The organism is Spiroplasma cantharicola, assembly GCF_001281045.1.
Lineage (GTDB): Bacteria > Bacillota_I > Bacilli_A > Mycoplasmatales > Mycoplasmataceae > Spiroplasma_A > Spiroplasma_A cantharicola.
Map to the genome: position 1 here is coordinate 418,973 of NZ_CP012622.1, position 14,141 is coordinate 433,113.

Below are 14,141 nucleotides of genomic sequence, written 5' to 3' on the forward strand. Positions count from 1 at the left end.
TTTTGAAAGGTTGGTATAATTATGAATAAAATAATAGTTATAGTTGGACCAACAGCAAGTGGTAAAACGGACTTATCAATAAAAATTGCAAAAGAATTTAATGGTGAGTGCATTAATTCAGATTCAACCCAAATTTTTAAAGGAACAGATATAGCAACAAATAAGATAACAACTCAAGAAATGCAAGGAATTAAACATCATCTTTTATCAATAAAAGAAGTTGATGAAAGTTATTCTGTTGCTGAGTTTCAAAAACAAGCACGAGAGAAAATTGCACAAATATTGGAAAGTAATAAAACTCCAATAATTGTTGGCGGAACAGGACTTTATGTTAATGCAGTTTTAATGGATTATAATTTCACAAGCAATGATCATATTGAAAATTATGTTGATAAATATAAAGATAAATCAAATGAAGAAATATGAAATATTTTGAATTTAAAGGATAGTTTGGAAGCACAAAAAATTCATTCAAATAATAGGTATAGAGTAATTAGAGCCCTAGAACTTATAGAATTAACTGGAATGACTAAAACTAAACTAATAAAAGATAATAAAAATTATTATTACAATAATTTATTAATTATTGGAATATCTGCCAAAAGAGTGGAATTATATAGTAAAATAAACAATAGGGTACTTAGCTTAATAAAGAAAGGTTTGTTTGAAGAAATTCAATTAGCTTACAACGCTAATAATTTAAACAAAAAGGCTCAATCTTTAAAGTGTATTGGAGGTCCAGAAATCATAAAATATTTTGAAAAAGAAATAGATTATGATCAATGTATCGAACTGATGCAAAAAAACAATAGGCATTATGCAAGAAGGCAGTTAACTTGATTTAAAAATCAATTAGACAATGTTAAATGATTTGAACATGATTATGAAAATTTTGAAACCATATCTAATCAAATTATTGAATATATCAGATCAAATCTTTAACTTGAAAATTGAATAACAACAAGTTAGGAGACTTAATAAATGTTGTCTGTTTACGAAAGAGTAGAGAACTTAATTAAGGACAATAAAAATACCACTTTTAAATTAATTGGAAAACAAATTCTAGCAGATTGATCTGTTGGAGTCTTTAAAAGCCAAAGTGAAATTAGTAAAATGTGTTTTGTTTCATTAGCAACAGCAACACAATTTGCTAAAGCGTGCTATTGCGAAGGTTATAAGGAATTATCAATTAGATTAAAAGTTGAGTATGAAAATGTTATGCAAAATAAAATAAGAGCAGATCAGCCAAATCAAGCAGATATGACAGGAATGAGAGCTGTTATAAATAATTGAGTAAGCGAAAACGATGGTTTCTTATATGATTTAGCTAGTAAAATAAATGAGAGAAGGAAAGTTTGGATATGTCCATCATATCAATCGATGTATTCTGCTAAATTTTTAGAAGATGTTTTAACGAATGTGGGAATTCAAACTAAAATAATTGATATTTCTATAAATTTAGAAGTTGGGAAGCATTTAGAGTTTAATAATGAATTAGTTATTATTTTATTGACTGGAAGAGATACTGATACAACAGTTCTTGCTTTAGAGTATTTAATAAAAGCTAAAAATGATATTTTCATTATAACTACTCCAAGTAATATAGCAGAGCTACCCGACATTAAGGAACAAAAACATATGTTAATTAACTTTCAAGATAATAATTTTTTTTACAAGTATAGATGTTATGCATTAATTTCATTGTTCTTTTCATTAAGTGAAAAAATAAGTTAAAAATATAAAATCTTAAACTGTAAAAAGTATTTTAAAAGTATTGACATCTGCGTACTAATTATATATATTTATTAATGTGATTATACGCGGGTGTAGTTTAATGGTAGAACTTCAGCCTTCCAAGCTGACTGTGAGGGTTCGATTCCCTTCACCCGCTCCATTATGAAAATTCAAATCCCTTAAGGGATTTTTTTATTTTGTATTTATAATAAGAATTAAAGGAGTGGTGCAATGTTAAATAATCAAATAAAAAATTTTAATGAATCTAGAACTCCTTTTTTTAAGAGTTTATTTTACTTGAGTATAGAATCACTAATTCCAGGATTAACTATTTGATTTCTAGTAGGCTTTGATTTTAATTTTTCAATGACAAATAAGTTGCCATTTCCAAATGTAGGGTATGTTTCATTAATTTGTATTATATTTTTTATATATACTTTTTTAACAACATATCTGTTTTACAAATTTAAATTTCATGAAACAGATATGTTTACTTTTAGTTCATTAATCTCTTTGATTTTAATTACAATAATCTTATTTGGTAGTTTTATGAATAGTACGGGATTATGATTATTTGTTAGGTTTCTTGCAATAGTTGCTATAGTTATAATAGCAACTCCAATTTTTGTTTTTATTAGTGTTTTATTTAGAAATAAAGAAATTAAAAAAATTGAAGACTTTGAAAAAACTCTTGAAGCATATAAAAAGGGTGAAATTATACCCAATAGTAAGTTATTAAAAGCACAAAGATATCAAAATTATTTAGTTAAAAAACAAAGTAAAATAGAGGAACTTAAACAGTTTCGAATTGATTTAGATTTAAAAATCTCAAAGGAATTAGAAGAGCAAGAAATAAAAAGAGAAATGAAAAGAAAAAGAATAATAGATAAATTAGATGAAAAAGAAAAAAGGCAAAGAGCAAAAAAGCAGAAAGATTAGTATATCTTTCTGCTTTTTAATCTTTCCAATTTACTTTCAAAAATTTCTTTAAAAATAATTTGTTTCTTTTTTTCAAGCATAAAATTTGCTCATAATGTTCATAACAAATCTTGATATTTAATCATTGAATTTAAAATACCTATCTCATCAACATAAATAAGTTCTTTTTCAATGCATTGTTTAATGAAATATTTAATCATTTTTTCATCATCGTTTAATGTTTCACTAATAAAACTAGCAATATCAAAAAATTTATTATTTAAAGAAATATAATCATAATCTATTAAAATAATTTTATTTTTATTTACTAGAATATTACCAGGCACTAAGTCATTGTGACTTAAAACTAGATCTAAGCCATCAAATTTATCGATTTCTTTACTTATTTCATTAAAATGTAGTTCAAAGTTAAATAAAAGAGTATTAGTATTATTTTTAAAAGTTGCTAAAAGTTTATGATAGTCAAATTTCTTTATTTTAAATTCCTTTGAATTAAAATTATGAAGTTTTTTTATTAAATTGACGACGTTATCTATTATTTCCTTAGTTATTTTAATATCTTTAAGAGTTTGAAAATCCCTTAGAAACTTATATTCTGAGAATAATTGATTATCTTTTCAATAAAATTTTAAAGGAGCTAATAGTATATCTTGATTAATATCTTTTAATTGCTTTAAAAAATTATATTCATTTTCTTTATCTAAATAAATATTGTGAAAATCTACTGATTGTTTTTTTAAAATATCTTTTTCAAGTTTCACTTTATTTGTATATCCATTAAATTTCATTTAATTAACTCCTTAAGCCATTATTATTATAATATTAATTAGATATTAAAAGGAGTTATTTATATGAGTGTTTTATGATTTGCATCACAAAATCTTAATAAAATAAAAGAGATGAAAGAAATGATTCCTGAAATGGAAATTAAATCATTAAATGATCTTAAAGAAGTAATTGATATACCAGAAAATGAACCAACATTTGAAGAAAATGCTTTATTTAAAGCAAGAACTTTAGCTAATCTAATTGAAGGTATTGTTGTAGCAGATGATTCTGGATTAAGTATTAAAAATTTAGACAATTTTCCTGGAATTTATTCAGCAAGATGAGCAAAACCAGAAAAGGATTGAGTTAAAATCAATGAGTTATTATTAGAAAAACTAAGAAGAGAAAAATTAATTGAAGGTGAAGAACGAAAGGCATTTTTTACTTCTGCAATTGCCTTAATTGATAAGGATAAGGGGATTGAAGAAGTATTTACAGGAATTGTAAATGGAGTTATCGTTGATGCTCAAATTGGCGAAAATGGATTTGCATATGATAGAATTTTTAAACCCAATAATTTTAATAAAACTTTTGCTCAAATGACTAAGGAAGAAAAAAATGCAATTTCACATCGAAAACTTTCAATATCTAAATTAAGAGAGTATTTACAAAAAAACAACTATTTTTAAGGAGAAACAAAAATGAGAAAAATTAATATAATCTTATTTGAACCAGAAATTGCTGATAATGTTGGAGCTATTATGAGAACTTGTTCACTTACAAATTCAAAATTACATTTGATAGAACCATTTGGTTTTATTTTTGATAAAAGAAATTTTGCAAGAAGTAGTGCTAATAATTTTGAAGGTTGTGAATATAGAAGATATGATAATTGAGATGATTTTATCAAGCAAAATCCAAAAGCTGATATTTTTTGTATGACTCGATATGGAAAAAAACCAATTAGTGATTTTAATTTTAAAGAAATTAACAATGAAATATTTATAATGTTTGGAAGAGAATCAACTGGAATACCAAAAAAAATCCTAAAAGAAAATCTTGGTAAATGCTTTAGAATACCAATGGTAGCTTCAGGGAGAAGTTTAAATATTGCAAATTCAGTAGGAATTGCAAGTTATGAAGTTTTAAGACAATGAGACTATTTAGAACTTTCAAAAGTTGAAGTTGAAAAGGGAGAAGACTATCTAGATAGAGATTAATAATATATAATATATGTTGTATGAAATAGGTGAAATAATATGAAATTTTCAGATTTTGGATTTAAAAAATTTATAAATGATGCATTAGAAGAAATAGGTTTTGTTTATCCAACTAAAATTCAAGAAAAAGTTATTCCTCTTATAAAGAAACATAGACCTGTTATTGCTCAATCACATACAGGAACTGGAAAAACTCATTCATTTTTATTGCCTATCTTAAATAATATTGCATATGATGAATCTAATAAAATTCAATGTTTAATAGTAACTCCAACAAGAGAACTTGCTAGACAAATTTATGAAAATACTAAAGATATTTTAAAGTTTAATGATAAGGGAACTGTTGGTTTATTTGTTGGCGGTGATGATATTGAAAAATCAATTCAAAATGTTAAAACAAAGCAACCAACTGTAGTAATTGGGACACCAACAAGATTAAAAAAAATGTATGAAGAAGGTAATTTATTTATTACTACTGCAAAGTATGTTGTAATTGATGAGTGTGATATGATATTTGATCTTGGTTTTATTGAAGAAGTTGATTTTATGCTATCAAAGATAAACAAAGATGTGAATGTTTCATTATTTTCAGCAACAATTAATAATGGTTTAAAACCTTTTTTACAAAAATATTTATCTAATTCAATTTTTATTGAGAATAAGGACGCAAACCCAACAAACAAGAATATTGAACATGTTCTTGTTTGAACAAAAAATAAAGAAAATAAGGAAGTTCTTAGAACAATTGTTAGTGAAATTAATCCCTATGTTTGTATGGTTTTTTTAAATAAAAAAGATCAAATTAAAGAAATCATTTCTTGATTGAATGAATTTGGTATTAAAAATGTAGGTGAATTACATGGAGACTTAGATTCAAGACAAAGAACTAATATGCAAAAGCGAATTCAAAATGGAGATTTTAAGTGAATAGTAGCTTCTGACGTGGCTGCAAGAGGGATCGATATTGATGGAGTGAGTCATATTATTTCAGTTGACCTGCCAAAAGATTTAGACTACTATATTCACAGAAGTGGTAGAACTGGAAGAAATCAATATTCAGGACAAAGTTATGTTTTATTTAACTCTACAAACCAACATCAAATTGATGAGCTTAAATCTAAAGGAATTACATTTTCAAACTTTAAATTAGCAAATAATCAATTAGTTGAAATTAATACTGTTAAGAAGAAAAAAGACTTTAATGCTAATTTACCAGTGAATGTCGAGACCAAAAAAATTATTGATAAATATAAGGGTCAAAAAGTTAAACCTGGATATAAAAAACGCAGAAAAGCAGAAGTTGATAAAGTTAAAAAAGACATTAGAAGAAAACATATTAAGGAATCAATTGCTAAAATTAAAAAAGATAAATATAAAAAACGTAGAGAAGAGTTATTTGAGAATTAATTTAACAACTCTTTTAAAAAGCAATTTAATGTTTTATAATAATATGTATTAGAGGGAATTTTTATGGATATAACAGAAAGAATTAAAAAATTAATATCAGCAATTTCATATCAAGTTTATGAAAAGGAAACAATTTTTAGACTTGCAATGTTAGCTCTTTTAGGTGAAGAGTCAATTTTCCTTTTGGGTAAACCTGGTATTGCAAAATCATTGATTTCACGTAGGTTAAAATTTGCCATTAAAGGTGGTACTAATTTTGAGTATTTAATGAGTAAATTTTCAACTCCTGAAGAAATTTATGGACCAATTGATTTGAGATTATTAAAGGAAGGTAAATATGTTAGAGTAGTTGAAAATTATCTACCTGCTTCAAATGTTGGGTTTTTAGATGAAATTTGAAAAGCTGGACCAAGTATTCAAAATACATTATTAACAATTATTAATGAAAAGATTTTTAGAAATGGTGGAACAGATATAAAAGTTCCATTAAAACTATTAATATCAGCTTCAAATGAACTACCTGCAGAAGGTGAAGGATTAGAAGCTTTATTTGACCGTTTTATAATTAGATTTATTGCAGAAGGTTTAAAAAGTGATGCAAATTTCGAGCAACTTTTAGATGGTGAATCATCACTTGATGTTGATGTTGATCCAAAGCTTCAACTTACTCTTCAAGAATTAGAAATATGAAAAAAACAAACAAAGCAAGTTAGAATTAGTAGAAAAACTCTTGATTTTATTCACTATTTTAGAAAAAAAATATTAAAAGAAACAAATGGTGAAGCTTATATTTCTGATAGACGTTGAAAAAAAATATCAGGTCTAATGAAAACAAGTGCATTTTATAATGGAAGATCAGAAACTGATATTGCAGATTTATTCGTAATTCCTTATTGTATTTGAGATAATGAAGAACAAGAAAAACAGTATTCTGAAATTTTCTTTAATACATTTTTGGAACAATTTGGTTTAGAATGAAGAAATGAAAAGAAAAACTTAATGAATCAAATTGATTTAGTAAACTCTCAAATTGGTCAAACAGAAGCTCAATTTTTAAGATTAACACCATATACAGACCCATTTAAAGGTTCAATTGCTGGAACTTATTATTTTATTAATTTTACAGATGGTGGAGATAAATATAAAATTTGTTTTATATCTGCAGGAGATTGAAATAAGATAAGAAATTTAACAAATGAATCATTTGAAATTGATTTACATTTTGGAGTAAATTTAAATAAATACTCAGGAAGTCAAAAAACTTTGGTTAGAGCTTATAAAGCAGATCAAATTCTTTTTGTAAATGAAAATAAAAAATATTTATTACAAAATGAAAGTCCGAATGAATTTAATCAACAAATGAATAATTTAGCAGATAATATTGCTGAGTTAGAAGCAAAATATAAAGAATTATCAGCAAAAATGTTTAAGGAATACAAAAAATATATGAACATGAATTGTATTTTCTTTGAAGAAATTTATGATGAAAAAATTGCACAAGCATTTGATACAAAAACAAAAAAACAGTTAGAAGAAGAAGCAGCTTTGGAAAAACAAATGAAACTAAATGCAAAAAATAATAATATGAAAAATCCAATTGAGGATTTAGACTTTAAATTAGAAATTTAAGTAAAGAAGGAAACTATTATGAAATTTGACTTAGATAAACCAGTAAGTGAAATAAAAAAAGAAATTGACAAACTTAGACAAAAAGACATTCATAATAGTGAATTTTTAACATTTAAAAAAAATCATGAATATGCAGCTGAACAATTAGATGATAAAATTAATAATTTTTATTCAGCTTCAAATTTATCTACAATAAAACAAATAAAACTTCCTGAACCAATAAGAAAAGAAATAATATATTATAATTATATTTCTGAATATTATGACGAAGTAAGTTTTGCTCAAAATTTAAAATTAATTCAAAATAAATTGGTAGAATTTGATTCTCCTTTTTCGACCTATATTGATACAATGAATTGAAAAATTGATAATGGATATATAGAATTAAAAGGCAGAGATTGATTAACTGAGTTTTTTAAAACTTGAACTTTTATGTTAACAAAAAGAATTGTAGACTATAGAATGAAAGCTGTTGAAGACTTGAGATATAATTATTTAGTTGAAATCTATTCAATAATTAAGAATTATGGAAAATATGCAAAAATCTATAAAACAATGTATGATGTTTTTGGAAAAGTTGCAAATATTGAAGATGAATTGAGAAATCAAAATATTGAATCAATTGCTAGATTTGCTGAATTTTTATACAAGGATCCTTCAATTTTAATGATTGCTGAAATGTTAGGGCGATTAAATGGTGAAGATGATTTAATGGAAATAAATATAACTGAACAAGTTGTAACATATCCAACAGAAGTTAAATTACCTTATAATCCAGAAGAAATTGTTGGTTTAACTGTTTCAAAAGATCTTGAAAGATTGCTTCCAATGGAATTTGCAGCTTTATTTGATGAAGATTTAGAAATTATTTTTTATAAGAAGTTTGTAGAATCACAACTTCAAACATTTTTATTTGAATCAAATGAAAGAGTTATTGAACATGAAATTGAAGAAGTTGAATATGAAGCTCCAATTCCATTAGAACAAGGAAAATTTATTATTTGTATTGATACTTCAAGTTCTATGGAAGGTGCTGGAGAATATATTGCAAAAGCTTTATCAATTGCTATTTCAAAAGTTGCTTTGAAAGAATATAGAGATTTAGTTTTTGTCAATTTTGCAAATCAACACGTTGAAGAATTTACAATTAATGGTAAAAACGTAAATATACAAAAAATGCTTGAATTTTTAGCAAAATCTTTTTATGGAAGAACAAATGCTAAACCAGCTTTTGAAAAAGTTATTGAAAAAATGCATTCAGAAGATTTTAAAAGAGCTGATTTATTATTCATTTCTGATTTTATGATGGAAGCACTTCCTAATTCGACAAGAGCTAAAATTGCTGATTTAAAAGAAAATTATAATAGATTTCATTCGCTTATAGTAGGAACAATGCCAAATGTTGAAACTCAAGACATATTTGATAATGTTATGTACTATGATCCAAATGACCCTTTTGCAACAAACCAAATTGTTAAATCTTTAAATGAAACTTTAAGGGATTTAAGGGAATTAAAAGATGAAGAAGTTGCATATCGTGATGAGCAAATTAATAATTTAAATACAATTAGAGATAAAAAGCGTTTTAGAGAAAAACATTTAGATGATCCAAAAGCAAAAAAATTTGCAAAACAAAAGGAAAAATTGAAAGAATTAGAAATTAAAAAGCAACAAATTAATCATTAAGGGAAGGTGATGTGTTTATGTTAGTAAAAGAAAAATCAAATTTATTAGTAATTTTTTTGGAACATGGTGAAGATCTCGACCAACAAATTCAAAGTATAATAAGAGAATATAAACTTATAGATGCTAAAATTACTGGTTATGGCTATTTAGAAAGATTAGAGTATGGTGTTCTTTCTCAAATTGATCCATTTTTCTTATCAAAATTATTAAAAGAAGGACTTATCACTGTTACAAATTTAAATGGGATGATTGATAATCGTGAATCAACAATAATGGTTAGTTCAGTTGATGATAAGTTTGACAGACATCAAGGAAGGTTAATTAGTGGAGTTGTTGCAAACTCATTTAATATTATTTTAGAAATATATAAAACAGAGTAAAATTTGTTTTATTTTTTATTTTTATTTACTTTTTAACTTTTTTTATAAAATTATTTTAGTTTCCCTAAAAAAAGATATAGAATAGTTATAACACTTTTCAAAAGTGGGATGGAGGAAATATGAAAAATATTCAAAGTAAGTCTAAAAAGATAATTCTAATATTAATTTTATCTTTTGTAGCTTTCTTTCCGATATTAACAATTATTATGACAGTTCCTGGAATGGGAATTGAATCATTAACTTTTATAAATAGTGTTGAAAAACAAATTAAAAGAATAATGCCAAAAAATAAATTTGTTTTTGACCCAAATCATCCTCTTTACGAGGAAATGATGGAAAATGTTATTAAACCATCTTTTAAAGCAGATGCATTATCAACAATAAATTTTGAAGATTCACATGAAAAAGAAGAGTTCTACTTAAAATATTCAAACTATTCAGAAGAGTGATATAAAAAGCATTGAGCTGAGAAAGTAAAAAATAAGGAACAAATTGATTTATATGATATTGGTTTAAATTTTATTGAATTTGATAAGAGTGTAGCTGAAGAATTTCAATCTTTTGGTTTTGTTAACACAGGAATTCAATGAATGTTTAAAAGTGGAGGTTTGAAAGAAATATTTTCAAAAAATACATATGAAATGTCTTTAAGACAACAAACAATTCTTGATCAATCAGATTATGACGATCAAATGAAATATAGTGGTCCAGGATTGAATGGGATAAAAATTAAACATTCTGTTGGAACAAAAATTGTAAATAATAAGGTTTGATTTTTGAATACTCAAATTGATTCTATTAAGTTTGCACTTAAATTAACAAATCCTTTTATGGATAAAACATTGAGTAAAGATCAAAATATAAGATATGTAACAGTAAATGATTTAAAATGACCAAATTTTACATCAACTTTGGTTTTTCTAAGATTTAGTGCTGTAGTTATATTTTTTAACATTGTAATAATTCCTGGTGGAATAGGTCTATTTTTGATTCTTAGAAAAAAATGAAATAAGTAAAAAAGGAAGGAAATAAGATGAAAAAATTATTATCGCTATTAACAGTAGTTAGTTTTTCAATATCAACAGTTACTTCAACAGTATCTTGTATGCCAAAACAACCAAGTACTACTAAAACAAGTCCTTTGAAAATTGGTTTGGATATAGACAAGAGTCAAACTATTGATACAACTTCAGACCCAAAGAATCATTTTGGTTTTACTAATTATTTTATAGTAGGTGATTCTCTAAGTGATGTTAATGGTTTAACAACATATGTTAAAGATAAATTTGTTGTTAATACAAATTTAGATCAATTTATTGATTTTAATTTAACACTTGGTGGAGCATATGGTTTTGAAGATGAAAATGGTGTTTATAATAGTGCTTTTAGTAATGGAAAAACTACGGGTTATTTATTATCAGAAAAATTAAATTTTGGTGGTATGAGAGCAAGTAATAAATACTCAAAATTAGTCAATTCAAAAGAAGGATATGGTAAAAATTATTCAGTTGGAGGAGCAACAGCTGGTAAAACACCAGATCTTACAACTGGGCTTGTTATTAATGATTTTAGTACAGAAGAACAAGCAAGAGCTTTGGTAAAACAACAAAAAATTGGTTCAAATGATTTAGTTTTCTTTGAAATAGGGGGCAATGATATGTTCTCATTAATTCAAAACCAAGATAGTGAAAATGAAAAAGCTTTAGTTGAATATATGAATGAATCTATTAAGAGTATTAGAGCAACATTGTTTACTCTTTTAAATAATGGTATAAAAAATATCTTATTTATGGGACCTCCAATTATGGATATTGTTCCTAGATATTTAAATAGAGAAGAAAAACAAGATATTGTTGATCTTGGAAAAGAATATGAAATTAAGATTAATAAAGTAGTCAATGAGGTAAAAAGTTATTATCCTGATAGTCTATTTTATACTTCACTTTATGAAGGAGAAAATGATTTTCCAACTATTATAAAAGGATATGGAGAGTATATTGATAAGGAAATTGAAAATGAATACAACAGTACTTCACCTTTTGCTGAAACAAATGTTGTTGAAATAAATGGTAATACAACATTCACTTTTAATGAACTTAAAGCAATTGATTATAAAAAATATATTGACGAGTTAAAAGAAAGCAGTACTTTTGAAAAAACTAAATTAAATGTAACGCTTAAAGCTCAACCATCAAATGTAAATCAATGAAATGATTTAACAGAAAGAGATCAAATAATGAAATCCTATTTTTTCACTGATGTTGTTCATCCAACTAAGTTTGTTCATGAATACGTATCAGAAATAATAAAAGAAATGGTCTTAAGGGAGTTTAAATAATTATGAAAAAATTATTAGCTATTTTTGGAACTTCTTTGTTAGTAGTTTCACCAGCTTTTTTAGTAGTTTCTTGTACTAAAAAAGAAAAGAATATAGATGATATCTCATTAAAAACTGCAGTTGAGCAAATTGGAAAGTCAGTTTATTTAACTGATACAAAAAAATATAATTTTAATTATCAAATGAATGATATATTAAGAACTAAAAGAATAAAGGATATATCAACTATCTATGGAAATGATACTTATACTAAAGATGATTTAAGTTCTTATTCAAGATTTGATGATTTATATAACTATTATTTTGATAAAAATCTTTTTGCTGATAACTTGTCAATTAGTGAAAATATAAATTGAGAAGGAAACATTCAAGCTCAAAATAGTAAAAATTTAGAATTGTTACTTGTAACAATTCCTAATTTATTAGACTTATTAGGAAATGGTAAAATTTTTACATTTATATTTAAATTAATAGAAATTGCACCTTCAATTCTTGTAAGTTTAAGTGATAATTATTTAGTAAGTTATTTAAATAAAATTCTGTCAAAAGAAAATAGTGAATCTTTTTCGAATGCTTTTTCGAATGAACCTTACACTAATTTTACAAATCAAGAAGCCTTAAATTCTTCAATAATTGGTCTTTCAAATTCAATTGATTTTCTTCTTGGAAATAAAAATGAATTAAAAATTCCAACTAAAGAACAGTCACAAGGTGAGTACTTTTTAAATTCGATATCTTTACTAACAAATAATTTAAGATCTATCTTAAAAAAGGAAAAAACAATTAATTTAGATTTAATAATTGATTTACCAGCAATTGCAGAAGTAATTAGATTTGCAAGAACTCTAATTGTTTATATTACAAATGGAGTAGATTCAATTTACAAAGAAAATCAAAATCAATCAGGACATAATTATTTTGAAGAAATTGAAAAATTTAGAAATAGTGTAATTGAAGCCAAAAAAAATGAATTGAACATTTTAAATGTTTTTGAATTTTTAGATAGTACTTATGAAGATGGAGAAGGTCTAAAATTAATATTTGCATTATTATTTCAAAGTTATAAAGAACCAAAATTAAGAGCAGGAAAATTGACAATAAATGTTGGAGCAATTTCAGATGAAAATATTCAAGTGAAAGGAATAACTCCATTACTTCAAGCTTCGATAAATGCAGTATTCCCGACTTTTTATATAACAGAGGGATTGCCTTCAATTGTCGTGTCTTTATTAAAAATACTTAAAATTGATAAAGTAAATTTAGCAAGTGTAACTATTGATTTATTAAATTCTTTGGTTTCTGGTTCTAATTTTAAAGGTATTATTGATATTATGAATCATTTTTTGATTATAAATTTTATAAAAAATGAGCAATTGAAATCAAAAATTGAATCTTTAAAGGAGATTGATGAAATTTATAAAAATTCACTATGAACTGAACTTTATGGTGGAACTTTTATTAATAAATTTTATGAAGTTTTATTTAATAAAAAAATAGAAGAAAAGATTAATATTAAAGGAATACTAGAAAATAGTAAAATATCATTTTTAGGCGAAAAAATTTTATATAAAGATATTTTGTCAAAAATTAATAATAATCAAGATTTTAAAGGAGACTTTAAAATTGACTTTTCAAATATTTCTCAAATAGTAATTGATTTAAGAAAAATATTGGATCTAAAAAATGGAATAAAAACTGATATTAACATTAAAGATTTTCAATCTAATTTGGAAACTTTATTTGTAAATTTACAAGGAATGAAAAAATTAACTTCATGAGCATCAAATACTGAAACTAGTGAAGGAAGTAGTTTATGAGATAAATATCAAGCCGAACAAAATAAATATAATAAAAATTTAAGAGCTGATATTTTAACTCAAAAAATTAAAAGTGTTAATCAAAATAAGAAATACTCTTATGAAGTTATAGTCGAAAATAAAAAATATGTTATTAACTTAAAAATGTTAAAAAATAATAAATTCCAAATTATTTCAATTAATTAATTATTTTATGGAATTAAATAATTTTAGTAAAAAAAGT

General features: G+C 24.5%; 13 protein-coding genes and 1 tRNA gene. 13 read left to right on the forward strand and 1 reads right to left on the reverse strand.

What is annotated here, in order from left to right; genetic code table 4:
• Window positions 1–21: 21 nt before the first annotated feature.
• The 4 genes from miaA (at window position 22) to SCANT_RS01900 (ending at window position 2,673) form a co-directional block, all read left to right on the forward strand.
• Window positions 22–942, forward strand: coding sequence for a tRNA (adenosine(37)-N6)-dimethylallyltransferase MiaA (miaA, locus tag SCANT_RS01885; RefSeq protein ID WP_083434197.1), 921 nt, complete (start codon window positions 22–24; stop codon window positions 940–942).
• A gap of 39 nt (window positions 943–981) precedes the next feature.
• Window positions 982–1,734, forward strand: a complete 753-nt coding sequence (locus SCANT_RS01890) for a MurR/RpiR family transcriptional regulator (protein ID WP_053946033.1) — start codon at window positions 982–984, stop codon at window positions 1,732–1,734.
• Between the two features lie 86 nt (window positions 1,735–1,820).
• Window positions 1,821–1,894, forward strand: a tRNA-Gly gene (locus SCANT_RS01895).
• 71 nt (window positions 1,895–1,965) lie between these two features.
• Window positions 1,966–2,673, forward strand: coding sequence for a DxFTY motif-containing membrane protein (locus SCANT_RS01900; protein ID WP_053946034.1), 708 nt, complete (start codon window positions 1,966–1,968; stop codon window positions 2,671–2,673).
• On the opposite strand, the gene SCANT_RS01905 is transcribed toward SCANT_RS01900, so the two are convergent.
• Window positions 2,670–3,461: a phosphotransferase gene (locus tag SCANT_RS01905; RefSeq protein ID WP_053946035.1), complete on the reverse strand. Its 792-nt coding sequence runs from the start codon at window positions 3,459–3,461 to the stop codon at window positions 2,670–2,672. The genes SCANT_RS01900 and SCANT_RS01905 overlap by 4 nt on opposite strands.
• A 63-nt stretch (window positions 3,462–3,524) precedes the next feature.
• On the opposite strand from SCANT_RS01905, the gene rdgB reads away from it, so the two are divergent.
• From rdgB to SCANT_RS01950, 9 genes are all read left to right on the forward strand, one after another.
• Window positions 3,525–4,130 (forward strand): RdgB/HAM1 family non-canonical purine NTP pyrophosphatase, encoded by a 606-nt coding sequence (gene rdgB, locus SCANT_RS01910; protein WP_053946036.1) that lies wholly within the window; start codon window positions 3,525–3,527, stop codon window positions 4,128–4,130.
• A gap of 12 nt (window positions 4,131–4,142) precedes the next feature.
• On the forward strand, window positions 4,143–4,661 hold the full coding sequence (locus SCANT_RS01915; protein ID WP_053946037.1) for a tRNA (cytidine(34)-2'-O)-methyltransferase: 519 nt from the start codon (window positions 4,143–4,145) through the stop codon (window positions 4,659–4,661).
• 39 nt (window positions 4,662–4,700) lie between these two features.
• Window positions 4,701–6,068: a DEAD/DEAH box helicase gene (locus SCANT_RS01920; protein ID WP_053946038.1), complete on the forward strand. Its 1,368-nt coding sequence runs from the start codon at window positions 4,701–4,703 to the stop codon at window positions 6,066–6,068.
• 63 nt (window positions 6,069–6,131) lie between these two features.
• Window positions 6,132–7,697 (forward strand): AAA family ATPase, encoded by a 1,566-nt coding sequence (locus SCANT_RS01925; RefSeq protein ID WP_053946039.1) that lies wholly within the window; start codon window positions 6,132–6,134, stop codon window positions 7,695–7,697.
• A gap of 18 nt (window positions 7,698–7,715) precedes the next feature.
• Complete coding sequence (locus SCANT_RS01930; RefSeq protein WP_053946040.1) at window positions 7,716–9,383, forward strand: vWA domain-containing protein; 1,668 nt, start codon at window positions 7,716–7,718, stop codon at window positions 9,381–9,383.
• A 17-nt stretch (window positions 9,384–9,400) separates the two neighbouring features.
• Window positions 9,401–9,763 (forward strand): PPC domain-containing DNA-binding protein, encoded by a 363-nt coding sequence (locus tag SCANT_RS01935; RefSeq protein ID WP_053946041.1) that lies wholly within the window; start codon window positions 9,401–9,403, stop codon window positions 9,761–9,763.
• 119 nt (window positions 9,764–9,882) lie between these two features.
• A complete protein-coding gene (locus SCANT_RS01940; protein ID WP_053946042.1) occupies window positions 9,883–10,779 on the forward strand; it encodes a hypothetical protein in 897 nt (298 codons plus the stop codon).
• Window positions 10,780–10,796: 17 nt separating this feature from the next.
• Complete coding sequence (locus SCANT_RS01945) at window positions 10,797–12,101, forward strand: SGNH/GDSL hydrolase family protein (RefSeq protein WP_053946043.1); 1,305 nt, start codon at window positions 10,797–10,799, stop codon at window positions 12,099–12,101.
• A gap of 2 nt (window positions 12,102–12,103) precedes the next feature.
• Window positions 12,104–14,104 (forward strand): lipoprotein, encoded by a 2,001-nt coding sequence (locus SCANT_RS01950; protein WP_053946044.1) that lies wholly within the window; start codon window positions 12,104–12,106, stop codon window positions 14,102–14,104.
• Window positions 14,105–14,141: the final 37 nt, after the last annotated feature.